We start from the raw sequence: 19,764 nt of genomic DNA on the forward strand, positions 1-19,764 counted from the left end.
GATCGCTCCGTTTGGAGCCTCGCCTTGGCGTGGCCGGGCGGTTAGCATTATCCTCCGGCTTTGCAAACAGTAAATCGCCGCAGTGCGGAAAATTTTGGCTAGCGGCTACTTTCAGCCCCAATTTCCGGGCCGTCTCCCGCCCCGTCGGCTGGACCGGTCAATGGCCATGATGATCCCGATGCACAGCATGACGGTCAACATGGACGACCCGCCATAGGACATGAAAGGCAGGGGAATACCAACGACAGGTGCGAGGCCCATCACCATCATGAGGTTGATCGCGACATAGAAAAAGATCGTCGTGGTCAGGCCCGCCGCGACCAGCCGCGCATATTTGTCCTGCGCGCGCAGCGATACGCCGATACCCCACCGGAAGAGCAGCAGGAACGCGCCGATCAGGAAAATCCCGCCGACAAGACCCCATTCCTCCGCCATGGTGGCGAAGACGAAGTCGGTATGACCTTCGGGGAGATAGTCGAGGTGGCTCTGGGTGCCCTTTAGGAAGCCCTTGCCCCAGATGCCGCCCGACCCGATCGCGATCTTCGACTGGCTGATATGGTAGCCCGCACCCAGCGGATCGCTTTCCGGATCCATGAAGATGAGCACGCGCTTTTGCTGATAGTCGTGCAGGAAACTAAAGGCGATCGGGATGATCGCCGCTATTGCCAGGCCAGATCCCACGAACAGGCGCAGCGGCAATCCGGCCAGGAACATGACTGTTACGCCGCCCGCCGCGATCATCGTCGCTGTCCCCAGGTCCGGTTGTACCAGAACCAACGCCCATGGCACCCCGATGAGGACGAGGGCGGGCCATATCGCCGTCCAGCGGCGGATTTCACCTACCGGGAGCAAAGCATAAAAGCGCGCTACGGCCAAAACGATGATCGGCTTCATGAATTCCGATGGCTGCAACTGCATGAAGCCAAGGTTGATCCATCGCTGACTGCCGCCCGCAACGCCGCCGATCAGTTCGACAAGCACCAGCGAGATGAGAACAGCCCCGTAGGCGGGGAAAGCGAACCGCGCGAAAACTTCAAGCGGCACCCGGCTGATGACGAAGGCCATCACCGAAAAGATGACGAACCGCACACCCTGGTTGATCGCCCATGGCGTAATGCTGCCGCTCGCGGCGCTGTAGAGTACGAGAGTACCAAAGCCCGCGATCGCGACCAGAAGGCCCACCACTCGCCAGGGGAATTCCGTAAGTGGCTGGGGAACAATGCTCATCAATCTGCTTCCGTGTTCGGACCGCGCTGAGACTGAGCGCTGTTAGCAGTGGCCGACGCATTGGCTGGCGATGCTGCGTTGCCGCTGCTCACCGCCTTTGAAGCCTTGGCCCCATCAGGCACGGCCTCTCCCTTCCTGATCGCCTTGGCGAGGCGATAGGCTGCCATCTGCCGCTCCATGCGCTCAGCAGGGGTGCCGCCCCAGCCTTTCTCCAACTCAATCAGCCTGGTCATAGCCTTTGCTGGATCGAACAGAAAGGTCAGCACATCCTTGGCTACAGGGGCGGCGGCGCGAGAGCCGCCCATCCCATGTTCGATCACAACCGATGCGGCATAGCGCGGATTGCTTGTGGGGGCGAAGCAGACGAACAGGCCATGGTCGCGATATTTCCATGCACCGCTTTGCCCGCGCTGGCTGCCCGCTATCTTTCGGACCTGCGCAGTGCCGGTCTTCCCGCCCATCTGTATGCCGGGTAGGTCCAAGCGGCTGCGTCCCGCGGTTCCATCACCGTTCACCACTTCCCACATGCCCGCTCGCACGGCGTCGAAATGCTCCTTGGGAAAGGGCATGAACGGTGCTTCGGGATAGCGGCCTTTCACCAAACGGGGCTGAATGTTACGGCCCGACGCGATCCGCCCGGCCATGACGGCCAGTTGCAGAGGATTCACGACCACATAACCTTGGCCGATGGACGCATTGAGCGTGTCGGATGCGGTCCATTTCTGGTCATAGCGACGCATCTTCCACTCGGTATCAGGCATGGTACCATAGCTTTGCGAAGTCACCGGCAGGTCGAACTTTTCGCCAAACCCCATGGCATGTCCCATCCGAGCGATCACGTCGATGCCGACCCGGTTGCCCATCGTGTAGAAATAGGTGTTGCAGCTCTTGGCCAGAGCGCGGTGCATGTCCACCGAACCGTGGCGGCCAAGACAACGGAAGAACCGGTTGCCCAGCCGGTATCCTCCCGGACAGTGCACCCGTTCCTTCGGATCGATCCCGGCGCTCTGCAATGCCATCGCCACCATCGGCTTGAAGGTCGAACCCGGCGGATAAAGGGCGTTCAAGGATTTGTTGATCAGCGGATGGCGCTCATCGCTCGACAGCATGTCCCATTCATCATGGCTGATGCCGTCAGAGAAATTATTGGGATCATAGGCGGGCATCGACGCCATGCACAGGATTTCTCCTGTCAGACAATCGATGACAATGCAGGAACCGGATTCTGCACCTAGCCGACGCCCAGCATAATCTTGAAGCCCGGCATCGATGGTAAGTCTCACTGCATTACCCGGCGCGTCGGGTCGCGTAGTCAACTCCCGAACGATCTTGCCGCGCGCCGTCACCTCGACCCGCTTGGCCCCGGGCTTCCCTGTAAGCTCAAGGTCGAACCATTTCTCCAGGCCTTCTTTGCCCACCTTGAAGCCTGGGGTAATCAGCAGCGGGTCCTTGCGCTTCTCATAATCCTTCGCTGATGCTGCGCCAACATAGCCTAGCAGGTGGCCAACCGTTGATCCCGTGGAATAATAGCGAGAAAACCCCTGGCTAGGGGCAACCCCGGGGAGGTCGGGCAAACGAACGCTGACGGCTGCAAACTGGTCATAGGTTAGTTTTTCAGCGACCTGGACTGGCCGGAAACCGGGCGCCTTGTCCAGTTCGGTCCTGATCCGCTCAACCTCGTCCGGAGCCAATCCCAGAAGGTGCGCCAGGTTGCGCAACGTGCCTTCCGGATCAGTGACACGCTCCGGAATCAGGTCGACGCGAAAATCCGTTCGGTTATTCGCCAGCGCGCGGCCGTTCCGATCCAATATCCACCCACGACGCGGGGGAATGAGCGTCAGGTTGACGCGATTACTTTCCGAAAGAAGATTATATTTCTCGTTCTCCGCGACGCTGATCCAACCCATTCGGCCAATCAGCATGGCGCCGATCCCGGCTTGCAGTCCCCCAACGACCATCGCTCGACGGGTGAAGGTGAAAGATAGCGATGCCTCGGTGACGATCTTACGCTTTAGCTTGGGCAGCTTCATGCCATCACGCGCCAGCGATCGATCCGGGCGCATTGCCGCACCACGAAGGGGAAGAGCAGGATCGTCCAGAGCATTTGTGGGGCGACCAGTTCCAGCTTGATGTTTCCTCCGCCGGTAATCCGAGCAAAGAACAGGCCACCGGCGATACAGAAGATAATGGCTACCGCCGCGATTAGCCAGTCCTGCCGATAGCTGCGCCACACCATGCGATGTTCTACGGCGTCAATCCCGATCAACATCATGGTCCACAGGAACATCGCCGATCCGATTGGCTGCCCGCTCATGATGTCGTCGAACAGGCCGAGTGGAACGCCGATCCAGACGCGCCACAACTCTGGCCGCAGCAATCGCCATGACAGCAATAGCAGCAGGCCGAAGGGCGGCATGATCGGCGCCTGCGCGATAATCGGCAGGATTGTGATCGACGATCCCAGCATGACCGTGATGACGGGCGTTCCGGTCAGACGAAAGGTGGACGGAGAGCGGCCCAGCCTGGGAACATGCTGGAGGTGCGGGTCGATCATGGCGCGCTGGCGTTCGCCGCCGCTTCGGCTGACGCGGCTTCAGGTGTGGTCGGGCTGCTGCGGCTCACGACCTCTTCAAAGGAGCGTTCGACGATCACGGCATCCACTTTCGACGGATTGGCGAGCGGCACACCATAGGCGATCTCGCCCGCTATGCGCACGACAACCGCAACCGGAATATTGGGTTGATATATACCGCCGACACCTGATGTAACCAGGATGTCGCCGGGACTGAACGGATTTCGGCCTGCCGCGAGGGAACGGATTTCGACGGTTCCATCGCCCAGCCCGGTTGAGATAGCCGCGACGCTGTCCGTCGCACGACGGACCGGCACGATGTTGCTGCTGTCGGTCAGCAGCAGCACGTCAGCCGTGTTGGGCGTAACGCTGTGGATGCGGCCCACCAGGCCCTCGGATGCACGTACCGGCATCCCGGGGCGGACACCTTGCCACCGGCCGGCGTTCAGGCGGGCGAAACGGCGGGCGCTGGAGGAAGAGGAGGATATCAGTCGTGCCGTGAGAAGGTCGCTCTGATCTTCATCGACCAGCTTCAACAGCTTCTTGAGGCGCAGATTTTCCTGCGCGATCGCCTTCGCCTCGATGATGCGGTTGCGATCAGCATCCACCTGATGGCGCAAGGCGATATTCTGTGATCCGGCGCGCCAATAGGCGGTCAGCACGTCGTCCAGCGAACTGGCCCCGCTCACCATGTTGCGCAGGCCGAGCGACGCGGGGCGGGAGATTTCCGCCGTAGCCATACGGATCGCCGCGAATCCTGTGGGATCGAAAATTGCCACGGCGACCAGCAGCAAGCCAGCAGCCGCACCCGTTACCGCCACAACATAGCTGGCGAACAGGCTGTACTGCGCCTTGCGGTTATGGCCGGGACGTCGGCTGGATGGCCGCGCCATGCTGTGGTCCCCCTGACCTTAAGCGGTCTGCAGCACGCCTCGGAAGATCGGGTCCTCCATCGCACGGCCAGTTCCGATCGCGACGCAGGTCAGCGGATCTTCGGCGATTGTGACGGGCAGGCCAGTCTCATCGCGCAGTTCATCGTCCAGACCCTTCAGCAGCGCGCCGCCGCCAGTCAGAACAATGCCTTGGTCAACGATATCCGCCGCCAGTTCCGGAGCGGTGTTTTCCAGAGCGATCCGGACACCCTCAACGATGGTGCTGATCGGTTCCGCCAGCGCGTCCGCGATCTGCCCCTGATTGATGGAAATTTCCTTGGGCACGCCGTTGACGAGATCGCGACCCTTGATGTGGATGGTTTCGCCCACGCCGTCTTCGGGAGGCTGAGCCACGCCGAACTGCTTCTTGATGCGCTCGGCGGTCGCTTCACCGATGAGGAGGTTGTGGTGCCGGCGCACGAACGAAACGATGGCTTCGTCCATCTTGTCACCGCCGACGCGAACCGAGGTGGTATAGGCGAGGCCGCGAAGCGAAAGCACTGCGACTTCGGTGGTGCCGCCGCCAATGTCCACGACCATTGATCCGATGGGCTCGGTCACTGGCATGTCGGCGCCGATCGCGGCGGCCATCGGTTCCTCGATCAGGAAGACCTGGCTCGCGCCCGCATTGCTCGCCGCATCGCGAATCGCGCGGCGTTCGACGCTGGTGGAGCCTGACGGCACGCAGATCACGATCTCAGGGAAGCGCCAGGGGCGCGACTTGCCGCCATGCACCTTCGTGATGAAGTGCTTGATCATCTGTTCGGCGACATCGATGTCGGCGATCACGCCGTCGCGCAGGGGGCGGATCGCCTCGATCGAATCGGGCGTCTTGCCCATCATCAATTTGGCGTCGTCGCCCACGGCCTTGACCCGTTTCACGCCGTTCAGTGTCTCCACCGCCACGACCGATGGCTCATTCAGTACGATCCCGCGGCCCCGCACATAGACGACGGTGTTCGCCGTGCCGAGATCGATAGCCATATCCTGGGAGGAGAGTTTGAAAAGTCGCGAAAAGATCGACATGCTAGTTCCTGTTCAGCCCGCCCGTCCCGGCGACGCGAACCGGGGCGTTCGGAGGTCCCTGCCACGTTCCGCCGCCCCTGTCATCATTCCGTGTGATGAGGCAAAATTTTCGGGGGCAACGGCTCGCGGAAAGCGCTCGCTTGGGCTAGTCACTAATCAATGTCAATACGCCGCCTGCCCGAACATCTGGTCAACCGTATCGCTGCCGGTGAAGTGGTCGAAAGACCCGCCAGCGCGCTCAAGGAAATTGTTGAAAATGCGCTGGATGCCGGGGCAAGCCGCATTTTCATACGGTTAGGCGGCGGCGGGCTGGACCGGATAGAGGTCAGCGACGATGGCTGCGGCATGGCGCCTGACGAGATCGCACTGGCGCTGGAGCGGCATGCGACCTCCAAATTGCCCGACGATGCGATCGAAAATGTATCGACCTTGGGCTTTCGTGGAGAAGCACTGCCATCCATCGCCAGCGTCGCACGCCTGTCGATCGACAGTAGGCCCAAGGGGCAGGATGGCTGGAACCGGACTGTCGATAATGGCGCGCTGTTGTCTGAGGGGCCTGCCGCCCTACCGCCCGGCACTCGCGTGACCGTGGAGCAGCTTTTCGCGCGGGTGCCCGCCCGCCGCAAATTCCTGCGCTCGGCCAAGGCGGAATATGCCGCCTGCCTCGACATCGTCCGCCGCCTCGCGATGGCCCATCCGTCCGTTGCCTTCACCATGGAGCATGACGGCCGCCGAGCCGTCGCCGTGCAGGCAGGAGAAGCGCGAGAGGACCGGGTGGCAGCGCTCACCGACCGTGCGCTTGCCGAGAATCATGTAATAGTCTCGCTTGAACGGGAAGGCGTTCGCTTGTCAGGCGTTGCCTCGCTGCCGACCTATAATCGCGGTGTGGGTGACCATCAGTTCCTCTTCGTGAACGGCCGCCCGGTTCGCGATCGCCTGCTGATAGGAGCGGTGCGCGGTGCCTATGCCGACATGCTGGCGCGCGACAGGCATCCCGTCGTAGCCCTGTTCCTCGATGTTCCGCCGCTTGAGGTGGACGTCAATGTCCACCCGGCAAAGACCGAGGTCCGCTTCCGTGATCCAGCCATGATCCGGGGCATGATCGTTTCAGGCGTGCGCCGCGCGCTGGATGCGGAAGGATTCCGATCCGTGCAGCAGGCCGATCCGGCGAGCCTTTCCGCCTGGAGGGCAGAGCCTGTGTCGCCCACCCCCATTAATGCGCTCCCCATCTTCGAAGCTGCGTCAGCATCTTACCCGCCGCAAGCCGCTGCGTTCGCTGACCGCCGTCCGTCCTTCATGGCTCCTCCGCCCCAAGCGCGCGCGGAACCCGCCGCCGCACCCGCGCCGGAAGGAACCAGCTTCCCGCTTGGCGTGGCACGCGGGCAGGTAGCGCGAACCTATATCGTCGCTGAAGCTGAAGACGGGCTTGTGATCGTCGATCAGCACGCCGCCCATGAGCGCCTGACGCTCGAACGCATGCGCCGCGCTATGGAGGGGCAGGGCGTCGCCGCGCAGGCGCTGCTGCTGCCCGAAGTGGTCGAACTGGACGAGCCTGCCTGCGACCGCCTCGAAACACGCATCGATGAGCTACGCGACTTCGGCCTGGAACTGGAGCGGTTCGGTCCTTCCGCCATGCTCGTGCGCGCGGTCCCCGCAATGCTGGGGCAGGGCGACGTACAGGGGCTCGTCACCGACCTCGCCGATGATCTGGCCGCCTACGATGATGCTCTGTCCTTGAAGGAACGGCTCGATCTCGTCGCTGCGACGATGGCATGCCACGGATCGGTGCGCGCCGGTCGTATGCTGAGCGTCACGGAAATGAACGCGCTGCTGCGGGAGATGGAAATCACGCCACGCAGCGGGCAGTGCAACCACGGCCGTCCAACTTGGGTGAAGCTGGGTCATGGCGACATCGAGAAGCTGTTCGGGAGGAAATGACCATGCGCATGATCGCCTGCTTGGCTGCCTTGAGCCTGTCCGCGCCCGCCCTTGCCGCAACGCACGGCGATGACCCATGCCGCAATGCGCCGCTTCCCCCTGAACCATGGACGAGCTGGAACCAGAGCGGCACGGAGACAGCGGCGGGCGAAGCAGCTTCCGCACCCCGGCTGATCCTCGGCAAGCCGATCGTCGCAACCTTGCGTCCTTCAGCGCAGGTCCAATATGCTGTGAAGCCCGGACGTCAGCAGCCTAAAAGCTATGGCGGCCTCTTCAGCCTGGCGATCAAGACGCCCGCCCGGGTGGGCATAGGCCTGTCCGGTTCCGCGTGGGTCGATATTGTCGCCGGCCGCAGCATAGTCGCGCCTTCCGCCCATGGTCATGGCGCCGCATGTTCGGGCATTAAGAAGATCGTCTGGTTCGATCTGCCGCCGGGCCTGCACCTCATTCAACTGTCGAGCTCGTCAGCCAGCCAGATTCGCCTGATGGCTGCGGATGCTCTCGCCAACCAGCCGCTGCCGCCAAAGCGCGACAGATAGGCTGCCGATCCGTTCAGTTCGGACGGGTGCGAAAAAGCACGATGGGCATCAGCGTCATGACCGGCTCGTCATCCTGGTTGAAGATCGTCACCTTGCTCTTGATGATGCCCATCTCCGGCCTGCTGCGCGAGGCCTTCTTTTCCACAACCTCTGATGCGCCCCGCAGCGTGTCGCCGGGCCTAACCGGGCGCAGCCAGCGTAGTTCATCTATGCCCATGGCACCCAGGCTCGCATCCTGATGTCCGCCAGCCTGCATTTTCGCGACGAACATCTTCATGAACAGCGCAGTGGTGTGCCATCCGCTGGCCGAAAGGCTGCCAAAATGCGTTTCTGCCGCAGCTTCGTCCGAAAGGTGAAAGGGCTGGGCATCGAATTCAGCGGCGAAGGCGATGATCTCGTCCCGGCTGACGGTGATTGAACCGAACTCCAGCTTGCTGCCGACTTCCACATCTTCGAAATAGACAATCTCGCTCATGATCCAGCACCTCTCACGTTGCAGATGATCTAGGCAAGGCTTACGTTTACGTCAATGTCAGGATGACGCGATCCATTGGCGCAGCATCCGCCACAGCTCTGCCTTCTTGTCGCGGGATAGCATGGCGTTAGCGCCACTACTGGACGGCAGGTCGATCAAGGACAGCCCCGTGTCTGCGCCGATCTGGCGGCGGCCATGCACAGACGCCGTCTTGCCGTTGAAGGCAATCGCTCGCAGCGCAGGCAGGCGCGCGATAAAGGCGCGTAAATCCCGAAGTTCCGCGCCACGGATCACGCTGTCGAGGCTACCTTCCCGGTCTGCGCTCTCGATCACGTCCCACAAACCAACGCCTCGCCCACGCAAACGCTTCAGTCGCATGGCATAGGGCAGGGCGCGCAAATCCTCGCCCAGCACATCACCCATCAGCGACCAGAAAGCATTGCCGCGATGGGCATAATATTCGCCCTGCCTGATTGAGGCATCACCCGGAAGGCTGCCAAGGATCAGCAGTGTCGTGCGTTCATCGACGCTCGGTGGAAAGGCGGCCTTGCGCTGGGCCGGTATCTGGCCGGGCCGCAGCGTCACGGCGTCAGACGTTAAAGCGGAACAGCATGATGTCGCCGTCCTGCGTCACATAATCCTTGCCTTCGGACCGCCACTTGCCCGCTTCCTTGGCTCCGGCTTCGCCATTGAACTGGACATAGTCGGCATAGGCCATGGTTTCGGCGCGGATGAAGCCTTTTTCGAAATCCGTATGGATCGCGCCTGCCGCCTGGGGCGCCTTCGACCCCTTGGTCACGGTCCAGGCGCGTGCTTCCTTCGGACCAACGGTGAAGAAGGTGATGAGTCCGAGCAATTCATAACCTGCCCGAATGATGCGGGCGAGACCTGCTTCGGTCAGGCCCAGCGCTTCCAGATATTCGGCGCGCTCCTCGACCGGCATGGTGATGAGTTCCGCTTCGATCGCGGCCGATACGATGACCGCCTTTGCCCCCTCAGCCGCAGCCTTTTCGAACACGCGAGCGGAATGGGCATTGCCCTCGGCCGCCGCCTCTTCCTCGACATTGCAGACATAGAGGACAGGCTTGGCGGTTAGCAGCTGGGCCTGCTGGAAGATGCGGGCCTCCTCGTCATCGGCGGGCTGCGTCAGCCTCGCGGGCTTGCCGTCGCGCAGCAGGTCCAGCGCCTTGCCCAGGACGGAAGCGGCCACCTTTGCTTCCTTGTCGCCCTGCGCTGCCTTTTTGGCGAAGTTCGGCACGCGCTTTTCCAGGCTTTCCAGGTCCGCCAGCATCAGCTCGGTCTCGACCGTTTCCGCGTCCGCGATAGGATCGACCTTGCCCTCGACATGGGTGATGTCGCCATCTTCGAAACAGCGCAGTACGTGGACGATGGCGTCCGTTTCACGGATATTGGCGAGGAACTGGTTGCCCAGCCCTTCGCCCTTGGAAGCGCCGCGCACCAGGCCCGCAATATCTACGAAGGACAGCTGCGTTTCGATGATCTTGGCGCTGCCGCCGATCTTCGCGATGGTCTGGAGCCGGTCGTCGGGCACGGCAACGCGTCCCTCATTGGGCTCGATCGTGCAGAAGGGATAATTCGCCGCCTGCGCCGCCTGCGTTTCAGTCAGTGCATTGAACAGGGTGGACTTGCCCACATTGGGAAGCCCGACGATACCGCAACGAAAACCCATGGAACTGCCTTCACGTCAAAATGATGGCCGGGCCGATAGCCTGTTCCGCGTCCGAAGGCCAGCCTGTGCTCAGCGGCGGAAGAAGAGGGTGATCGACGCGACATGGTTCATGCGCTCGTTCCCGCCCCGCTGGTTGATGATCTGGTTGAGGTAGCCAATCTCGGCCGTGGACTTGCCCATCAGCTTGACCTCCGCGCCGACAAAGCTGCGTAGCTGGTCGAAGCCTGCCCTTTGCCCCCAATCTGTGCTGTTGAGAGCGGCAAATCCTTCCGCATAAACCAGTGCATTGACGGCCTGATTGTCATTTTTCAGCGGCTTTTCATAGCGGAGCATCTCCCGCAGCCGCCATCCCATGCCGCTGCCATCCGAACGCCAGCGTTGCTCCAGCCGCGTGCGGGACGATAGTTCGCCGTCCCACGGCTTGCCGATCGTCCAGCTGATCTGCTGAAAACCGCGCTCTTCATTGACATCGCGCCCGCCCTGCGACGGCAGGACGATATGCGCATAGCCCTGATAGACGGACAGCTGAGGCGACAGCTTCCATCCAACCGCACCGCGCAGGAGAGTCTGGTCGGCCCGTGAGGCGCCATTGCCGAACCGAGGCTGGATCTCGGCGAAATAGATGAGGTCGCCGCTGACCTGCCCCATGGCAGTCAGATTGAGCCAGACCTGCTCATCTTCGGCCGTCGCCGCATGCGCGGCAGCGCCGGTCAGAAGGGTGCAGGCGCCTGAAAATGCGCGGAAAGAACGAGCAATAGTGCGGGAGCGAAACATGGCGCGTCCCTAGTCTTTCGCTCTTGCCGTCCCATGTCCTTCGGATAAGTTTTTATGTCTATCAGGTGATCACGCTCGGCCGGTCCATGCTGGTAAATCCTGCGATATCGGCGATTTCTTGCGCGCCCCGGACCAGCGGCGCGAGGGCGTCGGCGGTTTCCATACCAAGGTTGCCGTCACGATCCACATAGCGTTCAATATAGACGCGCAAGGTAGCGCCTTCGGTGCCGGTGCCGGAGAGGCGAAACACGATGCGCGAACCATCTTCGAACAGGATGCGGATACCTTGATTGCGGCTGACGGATTGGTCGGTAGGATCGGTATAGGCGAAATCATCCGCGCTCTTCACGGTGCCGCCACTGTTCAAGGTTCCGGGCAAGGCGGAAAGCTTGTCCCGCAACGCACCCATCAGCGCTTCGGCGCGATCCTTGGCGATGGCTTCATAATCGTGCCGCGCATAATAGTTGCGGCCGTAGGTGGCCCAGTGATCGGCCATAATCTCTGAAACGCTTTGCCTGCGCGAGGCGAGGATGTTGAGCCATAGCAGCACCGCCCATATGCCGTCCTTCTCGCGAACGTGGTTGGACCCTGTTCCGGCGCTTTCTTCGCCGCAGATCGTCGCCATGCCCGCGTCCAGCAGGTTGCCGAAGAATTTCCAGCCGGTCGGCGTCTCGTAAAGCGGAATGCCCAACTTTACCGCCACCCGGTCGGCAGCGCCACTGGTGGGCATCGACCGCGCAATGCCCTTGAGGCCCTTCGCATAGCCGGGCGCAAGATGCGCGTTGGCCGCCAGCACCGCGAGCGAGTCCGATGGCGTCACATAGCAGTTGCGGCCGATGATCAGGTTGCGATCGCCATCGCCGTCCGACGCAGCACCGAAATCGGGCGCGTTTTCGCCCATCATCCGGTCGTACAATTCCTTTGCGTGGACGAGGTTCGGGTCGGGGTGGTGATGGCCGAAGTCGGGCAGGGGTGTGCCGTTGCGCACGGTTCCGGAGGGTGCGCCCAGGCGCCGCTCGAAAATCTCTGTCGCATAAGGGCCGGTGACCGCGCTCATTGCGTCGAAGGAGAGGGTGAAGCCTTGGGCGATCATCTCCCGAATAGCTGAAAAGTCGAACAATTGCTCCATCAGGTCGGCATAAGCGGCGACCGGGTCGACCACTTCGACCGTCATTCCGCCAAGCTGGGCCGTGCCGATGGTGTCGATGTCGATGTCGTCCACATCGACTATCAGATAGCTGTCGATCGTGAGCGTGCGGGCGTGGATGGCGTCCGTCACTTTCTCCGGCGCGGGGCCGCCATTGCCGACATTATACTTGATGCCGAAATCCTCGTCCGGGCCTCCGGGATTATGGCTGGCCGACAGAAGCAGACCGCCAAACGCGCCTGACGATCGAATCAGATGCGATGCCGCAGGGGTCGATAATATGCCGCCTTGCCCGACCAGCACACGGCCGAAGCCATTTGCCGCCGCCATCTTGAGCACGATCTGGATGACTTCGCGGTTGAGATACCGCCCATCGCCTCCAACGACGAGCGTTTGGCCTTCAAAGCCGGTAAGGCTGTCAAACACCGACTGCACGAAGTTGGCGGCATAATGCGCCTGTTGAAAGACGCGGACCTTTTTGCGCAGGCCGGAAGTGCCCGGCTTCTGGTCATTGAAAGGCTTAGTCGAGACGGTCAGTATCACCTGTATCCCTTTGGGAAGTGGAGCAGGCGTCTTCTATGGCCCGGCAATGCTGCACTGCGCAATCCATTCCCTTGGTTTCACCGCACGGATAGGGCGGCGGAACGAACTTTCATCTATTAGCGCATGCCCGCAGATCAGTCCGCCAGCCTCAGCGCCACCTCATTCATGAAGCGCGCGTCGTCGTTCTTGGCCAGCCATTCCGCCTCGGCGCCGATCGCGCCCAGCATGTCGGCCAGCGCATCCATCTCGCTCTTATGGTAATTGCCAAGCACATAGCCATGCACCCGGTCCTTGTGCCCCGGATGCCCAATGCCGATCCGCACGCGACGGAAGTCCGGGCCGACATGCGCATCCGTCGATCGCAGGCCGTTATGCCCCGCATTGCCGCCGCCGCGCTTTACCTTCACCTTCATCGGCGCAAGGTCCAGTTCGTCGTGAAAGACGGTCACGTCCTGCGGCGTCAGCTTATAAAAGCGCATGGCATCGCCGACCGACCGGCCGCTTTCGTTCATGAAGGTGGCGGGCTTCAGCAGGATGATCTTCTGAGGTCCAATGCGACCTTCCTGCACCCATCCCTGAAACTGCTTTTTGGGCGGGGAGAAGCGGTGCATGTCGGCAATGACGTCGGCCGCCATGAAGCCGACATTATGCCGGTGCATCGCATATTGGGTGCCCGGATTGCCCAGCCCGACCCAGATCTGCATCCCACGTCTCCAAACAAAGCGAACCCCCGTTCGCCTGAACCTGCCGAAGGACCTCTCTTCCTTTTTCAAGAAAAGGGACGGGCTTCGACAAGCTCAGCCCAAACGGGGGTGAGCAAACCGGCAATCGATTAGCCGGGGTGAAAGGCTTATTCGCCTTCCGCCGGAGTTTCGTTGTCGCCCTCGGCGCTCTTCATGGCAGAAGGAGCAACGATGGTCGCGACGGTGAAGTCGCTCTCATCATGCGCAGCCTTCGCGCCCTTGGGCAGCTTTACCGTGCCGATGTGGATCGATTCGCCCACGTCGAGGCCAGTCAGGTCAACGACGACGTCGTCGGGGATTTCGGCCGCGTCGACGATCAGTTCGATCTCATGCGCGACGATGTTGAGCACGCCGCCCTTCTTCAGGCCAGGCGAAGCGTCTTCATTGGCGAAGCGAACCGGCACGTTGACGTGGACGGTGGCATGTTCCGAAACGCGCAGGAAGTCGGCGTGCAGCGGACGATCGGTCACGGGATGGAAAGCGACGTCCTTGGGCAGGGTACGAACCTGCTTGCCGCCAACCTCGACCATGACGACCGAATTGAAGAAGTGGCCGGTGCCGAGCAGCTTGTTGAGGAGCTTTTCCTCGACGTGGATCGACTGGGGTTCTTCGTTCATTCCATAGATGACGGCGGGTACGCGGCCCTCACGGCGGAGAGCGCGGGAGGCTCCCTTGCCTGCCCGATCGCGTGCCTCTGCCGACAGCGTAAGCTGCTCGCTCATTGCGTGTCTCCAAAAGCTGATATGTCAAAACTTCCCATAACGCCTCCAGGGATGACCATCACGGGAAGGCGGCCCTGTAGCAGAAAGGCGCGCAAAGGCAAGGGCGCGGCACTATTGCACCCGTGTCACCTTGTAGCTGCGCGCCTCGATCAAGCTGATAAGATTGTCCCGCCCCGTTAGATGCCCCGTGCCCACCGCGATGAAGGGTCGCCCCTTCAGCTTCGTGATAGCCGCGCTCCAATCCCGATTGCGGGAAACCAACACCGCCTTTTCAACCACCGGGTCGGGCTGTTCTCCACCCTGATCCTCCCGCGCGATCGCGGCCATGTCCCCCTTCAGCCAGGCATGAAGAATGCGTTCATATAGCGCCTTCATCCCCTTGGCCTCCGCCACAGTCTGAGTCAGAAGTTGCCGCTGCGAGGCCTCGGGCAAGGTATCAAAGGCGCCGAACTGCCGCGCGACCGTCTCCAGTCCCCCGATCGGCTTGCCCGCCTTCTGAAATGCGGCGATCAGCACCGGCTCGACGCCCTCGTCAGCGCTCAGGTGCAGCGACTGCTGAGCCGCCGCCGAAAGCAGCATCGCGGCTGCCCAGCTTTCATATCCGGACAGATGCTGCATATTAGCGCCCCCTTCGCCAGCGATTCGCTGAAGCTCATCCCGCTTGTCCGCAGGCACACGGGCTTCGAGCGTGGGGAGATCGGGGCTGCGGCCCATCTTCTCGAACAGCGCCCTCGTTCGCATCTGGTCCTGAATTTCCGCAGATTCGAGCACCAACTGGTCAGAAGCGTCCATCGCCTGCTGGATCTTCTCCGTCCGCCAGTCGACCCCCTTGGGCAGCACATGAATGGTCCCGAACAGCCATCCATCGACTCCATGCCCCTGCACTCGCCATAGTGCAGGCCCGCCACCTGTCGGAGGCGACACTGGCTCCGGCCCGCACGCCGCGATCATCAGCAGCGCGCATAGGCCCAGCCACCGTAGCAGGCTCACTCGGCGACCCTGGCCGATGCGACGTTCATTCCCTTCAACTGCTCCTGTACGCTGCCCTTGCCTGCCAGATGCCCGGCGCCGACAGCGATGAACACCGTTCCGGGGCGCGCCAGCCGTTCCTTGATCCATTTGGCCCAATTCATGTTCCGCTGAATCAGCAGCACCTGAGCCAGTTCCGGCGTAGCTTCGAGCGATTCGTTCATTTCAGCGGCCAGCTTGTCCGGATCACCCTCCTGCCAGTGCGCGATCAGGCGGGAGAATTCCTTGTCCATGTCCGGCAGACCCTCCACGGTCGCGTTCAGGAACTTGACCTGGCTGTCCATCGGCAGCCCGGCGAAATAGCCCAGTTGCTGCTCCACCGTCTCCAGAGCGCCTATCTTCTTGCCCGCCGCCTTTGCTGCGGACGTCAGTGTCTTCTCCGCGCCAAGGTCCGCTTGATAGCCAAGCTTTTCGAGCGGCTTTACCGCCAGCGCCATGCCAGCCATCCAGGGATTGAAGGGCTCGAACATCTGCCATGGCAAGCCGTTTGCCGCCATCGCCGCCTGATATTTACCCCGCATGTCGGCATCCAGACGATCCGACAGCTTCACCCCGTCATGCGCCAGCGCCGTATGGGCCATGGTTGCGGCCATCGCCTGCGGATCTTCCGGCTCCACGATCTCCAGCACCAGCTCGCCTGATGCTTCGAACGCCTGCTTGATCCCGCCCCTGAACCATTCGGTCCCGGGTTTCAGCACATGCACCGTGCCGAACAGGTAGATGGTGGTATCCTCATCCTTCACCTGCCACAGGGCGGGCGTCGCATAGGCGGTCTTTGTCGCTGACGGCCGAGCGGTGGCCTGCTGTTCCTGAGTGCAGCCGCTTAGCAGCAGCAAGCCCGCGACCATCAAGCGCGAAAGCGACCATTTCATACCGGCTGTCGATCCATTGCGAAGAGTTTCGCCATATCCATGCGGGGCAGGCGGCATTTGGGCAAGTGGATTAACCCCCTTCGCACCCGCTTTTCCTTGACCCAAAAGCCCTCCTGCGCCAAGGCGCGCGCGATCAAACCGTCATTTTCGCAAGGGACCGTCCGTGGCGACAGGTAAGCCGCTCTCCTTTCAGGACCTGATCCTGACCCTGCACGCCTATTGGGGAAAGCAGGGCTGCGTCATCCTGCAACCCTATGACATGGAAGTCGGCGCGGGCACCTTCCACCCGGCGACCACCCTGCGCAGCCTCGGTCCCAACGCCTGGAACGCTGCCTATGTGCAGCCCAGCCGCCGTCCGACCGACGGCCGCTATGGCGAAAACCCCAACCGCCTCCAGCATTATTACCAATATCAGGTGATCATGAAGCCGTCCCCGGCGAACCTCCAGGAACTCTATCTGGGGTCGCTGGTGGAGATCGGCATCGACCCGCTCGTCCACGATATCCGCTTCGTTGAGGATGACTGGGAAAGCCCGACGCTGGGTGCCTGGGGCCTTGGCTGGGAAGTCTGGTGCGACGGCATGGAAGTCACCCAGTTCACCTATTTCCAGCAGATGGGCGGCTTCGACTGCAAGCCCGTCGCGGGCGAGCTAACCTACGGCCTCGAACGCCTCGCCATGTATATTCAGGGCGTGGACAGCGTTTATGACCTGAGGTTCAACGACGCGGGCGTCACCTATGGCGACGTCTTCCTCGCCAATGAGCAGCAGATGTCGAAATGGAATTTCGAGATCGCCGACACCGAAAAGCTGTTCCGCTGGTTCAAGGACGCCGAGGCAGAATGCAAGGCGTCGCTGGAAGCAGGCGTCCCGCTCGCCGCCTATGACCAGGCGATCAAGGCGAGCCATGTCTTCAACCTGCTCCAGGCACGCGGCGTCATCTCGGTGCAGGAACGCGCCAGCTACATCGGCCGCGTCCGCGACCTTGCAAAAGGCTCCTGCGAAAAGTGGATGGAAGTCAACGGGTGGGCCGCGTGATGCGCGCCCCTCTCTTCCCGTTCGGGCTGAGCCTGTCGAAGCCCCTTACTTCTCTTCAGAATATGGTGTCGGAATGAGCGACTTCCTCCTTGAACTCCGCTGCGAAGAAATCCCGGCCCGGATGCAGCTCAAGGCATCTGAAGATCTGGCCCGCCTCTTCACCGAAGAACTGGCGAAGGCTGGCCTTGCGCCGACAAGCATCGATAGCTTCGTCACCCCCCGCCGCCTCGCCCTGATCGCGCGCAACCTCCCGCTGGAAACCGCCGCCGTCAGCGAGGAATTCAAAGGCCCCCGCACCAGCGCCCCCGCGCAGGCGCTTGAAGGCTTCCTCCGCAAGACCGGCCTGACACAAGACCAGCTCGAAGACCGCGACGGCGTCTGGTTCGCCACGGTCAACAAGCCCGGCCGCGCGACGGCGCAGGTTCTGGCCGAAGCCGTCCCCACCATCGTCCGCGCCTTCCCTTGGCCCAAGTCGATGCGTTGGGGCACGGCCTCCCAGACGACCGAAAGCCTCCGCTGGGTCCGCCCGCTGCAAGGCATCGTCGCGATCCTCGGCGAAGACTTGGTCGACATTGAAATCGAAGGCGTCCGCAGCGGCTACGCCACCCTCGGCCACCGCTTCCACCACCCCGGCGAAATCACGATCGGTAGCGCCCACGACTATGTCGAAAAGCTGCGCGCCTGCCATGTGATCGTCAGTCATCAGGAACGCCAGTCGATCATCGAGGCAAAGGCGAACGAAGCCGCCGCCGCGAAGGGCTACACCGTGATCGAGGACAAGGGCCTCATCGCGGAGAATGCCGGGCTGACGGAATGGCCGGTCCCGCTGCTAGGCGATTTCGATCCGGCGTTTCTTGAGGTTCCGCCTGAAGTCATCCAGCTAACCCTACGGATAAACCAGAAATATTTCGTGCTGCGTGATGGCGCGGGCAAACTCGCCCCCGCCTTCATCTGCACAGCCAACATCGAGGCGAAGGACGGCGGCGAAGCCATCATCGCAGGCAACCGCAAGGTCCTCGCCGCCCGCCTCTCCGACGCTCGCTTCTTCTGGGAACAGGACCGCAAGACGAGCCTTGAAGACCACGCCAAGAAGCTCGAACGCATCACCTTCCACGAAAAGCTAGGCACCGTCGCCGACAAGGTGGAACGCGTAGCCAAACTAGCCCGCTGGCTGGTAGAACAAGGCATCATAACTTCTTCCCCCCTCCCGCAAGCGGGAGGGGCCGGGGGTGGGCAGGCGCCAACGGTCGCTGAATTGGCCAACCTAGCCGAACAAGCCGCCCGCCTAGCCAAAGCCGACCTCGTCACCGAAATGGTCGGCGAGTTCCCCGAACTTCAGGGCATCATGGGCGGCTACTACACCCGCGCCGAAGGTCTGCCTGATGCCGTGGCCGACGCCATCCGCGACCACTACAAGCCGGTCGGGCAGGGCGACGATGTGCCAACCGCGCCGGTGACGGTGGCGGTGTCGCTGGCGGATAAGCTGGACAGCATCATTCACTTCTTTGCTGTCGGTTTAACACCGACGGGTTCCAAAGACCCATTTGCGCTGCGGCGCTCGGTCCTCGGAGCAATTTCTCTTATTCTCGAAAACGCATTGCGTCTGCCTTTGAGTAATGTTGTGGGGCATACCTATTGGCAGAGCTTGCAAGCTTGGTTGCGTGAAGGTCGGCTGAATATCTTCTCCGAAGATATTCGCTTCACTAGCTTTGATAAGAACAACGAGCCGATTGAAGAATACGGTCGGCTCTATGATGCGCCTCGAGAATCTGAATGTTGGGACGATTTCTTTCGTTATACTCTTGGCGGCTACGACGTTGAGCAAGTCGGCTTATATTGGTTTGGCGCTCAGGCGAAGCAAGGCTTACATCTCGATCGCACGGCAGTAGCCGAACATGTGGCATTCTTGGGATCAGTGGCGAGTATAATAGAAGCGATTATCGACTTCTTCGCCGACCGCCTCAAGGTCCAGCAAAAGGAAGCGGGCGTCCGCCACGACCTCATCGACGCCGTCTTCGCCCTCGGCGGCGAGGACGACCTCGTCCGCCTGCTCGCCCGCGTGAAGGCGCTCCAGTCCTTCATCGCCACCGACGACGGCACCAACCTCCTCGCCGGTTACAAGCGCGCCGCCAACATCCTGAAGAAGGAAGGCGTCGAAACCGCTGAAAAGGTCGAACTGACCTACACCCCCGAACCCGCCGAAGCCGATCTCATCGCCGCCCTCGACACCGCCGAACCACACGCAACCGCAGCTGTTCAGGCGGAAGATTTCGAAGGCGCCATGGCCGCACTCGCAACATTGCGCGCGCCGATCGACGCTTTCTTCGACAAGGTGACCGTGAACGACGCTGATCCGGACAAGCGGTCGGCTCGCCTCGCGCTGCTGGCGCGGGTGCGGGACGCCGTGCATGCGGTCGCCGACTTCTCGAAAATTGCAGGGTAGTTCGGAAAAGTCCGACGCTTCACAGCAATAGAGGATAGAGAAGAACAAAGGATCAT

The 19,764-nt window shown here is 61.8% G+C and carries 18 protein-coding genes; 4 read left to right on the forward strand and 14 right to left on the reverse strand.

The annotated features are described in order from the left end of the window. Positions 1-111: 111 nt before the first annotated feature. Genes rodA through ACZ5U1_RS03815 form a run of 5 tightly spaced genes read right to left on the reverse strand, consistent with a single transcriptional unit; the run spans position 112 to position 5,757 of the window. On the reverse strand, positions 112-1,227 hold the full coding sequence (rodA, locus tag ACZ5U1_RS03795; RefSeq protein ID WP_464779438.1) for a rod shape-determining protein RodA: 1,116 nt from the start codon (positions 1,225-1,227) through the stop codon (positions 112-114). Further along, positions 1,227-3,257: a penicillin-binding protein 2 gene (gene mrdA / locus ACZ5U1_RS03800; protein ID WP_464779439.1), complete on the reverse strand. Its 2,031-nt coding sequence runs from the start codon at positions 3,255-3,257 to the stop codon at positions 1,227-1,229. Before mrdA ends, rodA begins: the two co-directional genes overlap by 1 nt. Then, positions 3,254-3,781, reverse strand: coding sequence for a rod shape-determining protein MreD (mreD, locus tag ACZ5U1_RS03805; RefSeq protein WP_464779440.1), 528 nt, complete (start codon positions 3,779-3,781; stop codon positions 3,254-3,256). Before mreD ends, mrdA begins: the two co-directional genes overlap by 4 nt. Continuing rightward, positions 3,778-4,692 carry a rod shape-determining protein MreC gene (gene mreC / locus ACZ5U1_RS03810; protein ID WP_464779441.1) on the reverse strand — a complete coding sequence of 305 codons (915 nt, stop codon included), beginning with the start codon at positions 4,690-4,692 and terminating at the stop codon, positions 3,778-3,780. Before mreC ends, mreD begins: the two co-directional genes overlap by 4 nt. A gap of 18 nt (positions 4,693-4,710) precedes the next feature. Then, a complete protein-coding gene (locus ACZ5U1_RS03815) occupies positions 4,711-5,757 on the reverse strand; it encodes a rod shape-determining protein (protein WP_007685698.1) in 1,047 nt (348 codons plus the stop codon). Between the two features lie 159 nt (positions 5,758-5,916). On the opposite strand from ACZ5U1_RS03815, the gene mutL reads away from it, so the two are divergent. Both mutL and ACZ5U1_RS03825 read left to right on the forward strand, forming a co-directional pair. Further along, positions 5,917-7,695, forward strand: a complete 1,779-nt coding sequence (gene mutL, locus ACZ5U1_RS03820) for a DNA mismatch repair endonuclease MutL (protein ID WP_464779442.1) — start codon at positions 5,917-5,919, stop codon at positions 7,693-7,695. Next, positions 7,692-8,234 (forward strand): hypothetical protein, encoded by a 543-nt coding sequence (locus ACZ5U1_RS03825; protein WP_464779443.1) that lies wholly within the window; start codon positions 7,692-7,694, stop codon positions 8,232-8,234. Before mutL ends, ACZ5U1_RS03825 begins: the two co-directional genes overlap by 4 nt. 13 nt (positions 8,235-8,247) lie before the next feature. Here the strand turns inward: ACZ5U1_RS03825 and ACZ5U1_RS03830 are convergent, their stop codons facing one another. The 9 genes from ACZ5U1_RS03830 to ACZ5U1_RS03870 form a co-directional block, all read right to left on the reverse strand. Beyond that, positions 8,248-8,709, reverse strand: coding sequence for a MaoC family dehydratase (locus tag ACZ5U1_RS03830; protein WP_464779444.1), 462 nt, complete (start codon positions 8,707-8,709; stop codon positions 8,248-8,250). Positions 8,710-8,766: 57 nt separating this feature from the next. Further along, on the reverse strand, positions 8,767-9,294 hold the full coding sequence (locus ACZ5U1_RS03835) for a DNA-deoxyinosine glycosylase (protein WP_464779445.1): 528 nt from the start codon (positions 9,292-9,294) through the stop codon (positions 8,767-8,769). A 4-nt stretch (positions 9,295-9,298) separates the two neighbouring features. Continuing rightward, entirely contained in the window at positions 9,299-10,399 is a 1,101-nt protein-coding gene (ychF, locus tag ACZ5U1_RS03840; protein ID WP_464779446.1) for a redox-regulated ATPase YchF, read from the reverse strand. Between the two features lie 69 nt (positions 10,400-10,468). Next, on the reverse strand, positions 10,469-11,173 hold the full coding sequence (locus ACZ5U1_RS03845) for a DUF2490 domain-containing protein (RefSeq protein WP_464779447.1): 705 nt from the start codon (positions 11,171-11,173) through the stop codon (positions 10,469-10,471). A 61-nt stretch (positions 11,174-11,234) separates the two neighbouring features. Next, positions 11,235-12,863: an alpha-D-glucose phosphate-specific phosphoglucomutase gene (locus tag ACZ5U1_RS03850; protein WP_464779448.1), complete on the reverse strand. Its 1,629-nt coding sequence runs from the start codon at positions 12,861-12,863 to the stop codon at positions 11,235-11,237. A 134-nt stretch (positions 12,864-12,997) separates the two neighbouring features. Further along, positions 12,998-13,567, reverse strand: a complete 570-nt coding sequence (gene pth, locus ACZ5U1_RS03855) for an aminoacyl-tRNA hydrolase (RefSeq protein ID WP_464779449.1) — start codon at positions 13,565-13,567, stop codon at positions 12,998-13,000. Positions 13,568-13,713: 146 nt separating this feature from the next. Beyond that, a complete protein-coding gene (locus ACZ5U1_RS03860; RefSeq protein ID WP_464779450.1) occupies positions 13,714-14,328 on the reverse strand; it encodes a 50S ribosomal protein L25/general stress protein Ctc in 615 nt (204 codons plus the stop codon). Between the two features lie 111 nt (positions 14,329-14,439). Next, positions 14,440-15,279: a TraB/GumN family protein gene (locus ACZ5U1_RS03865; RefSeq protein WP_464779954.1), complete on the reverse strand. Its 840-nt coding sequence runs from the start codon at positions 15,277-15,279 to the stop codon at positions 14,440-14,442. Between the two features lie 35 nt (positions 15,280-15,314). Then, positions 15,315-16,229 carry a TraB/GumN family protein gene (locus ACZ5U1_RS03870; protein ID WP_464779451.1) on the reverse strand — a complete coding sequence of 305 codons (915 nt, stop codon included), beginning with the start codon at positions 16,227-16,229 and terminating at the stop codon, positions 15,315-15,317. A 163-nt stretch (positions 16,230-16,392) separates the two neighbouring features. On the opposite strand from ACZ5U1_RS03870, the gene ACZ5U1_RS03875 reads away from it, so the two are divergent. Continuing rightward, complete coding sequence (locus tag ACZ5U1_RS03875) at positions 16,393-17,265, forward strand: glycine--tRNA ligase subunit alpha (RefSeq protein ID WP_464779452.1); 873 nt, start codon at positions 16,393-16,395, stop codon at positions 17,263-17,265. A gap of 73 nt (positions 17,266-17,338) precedes the next feature. Then, positions 17,339-19,708 (forward strand): glycine--tRNA ligase subunit beta, encoded by a 2,370-nt coding sequence (gene glyS / locus ACZ5U1_RS03880; protein WP_464779453.1) that lies wholly within the window; start codon positions 17,339-17,341, stop codon positions 19,706-19,708. Positions 19,709-19,764 lie beyond the last annotated feature (56 nt).

This window comes from Sphingobium sp. TomTYG72 (assembly GCF_055394715.1).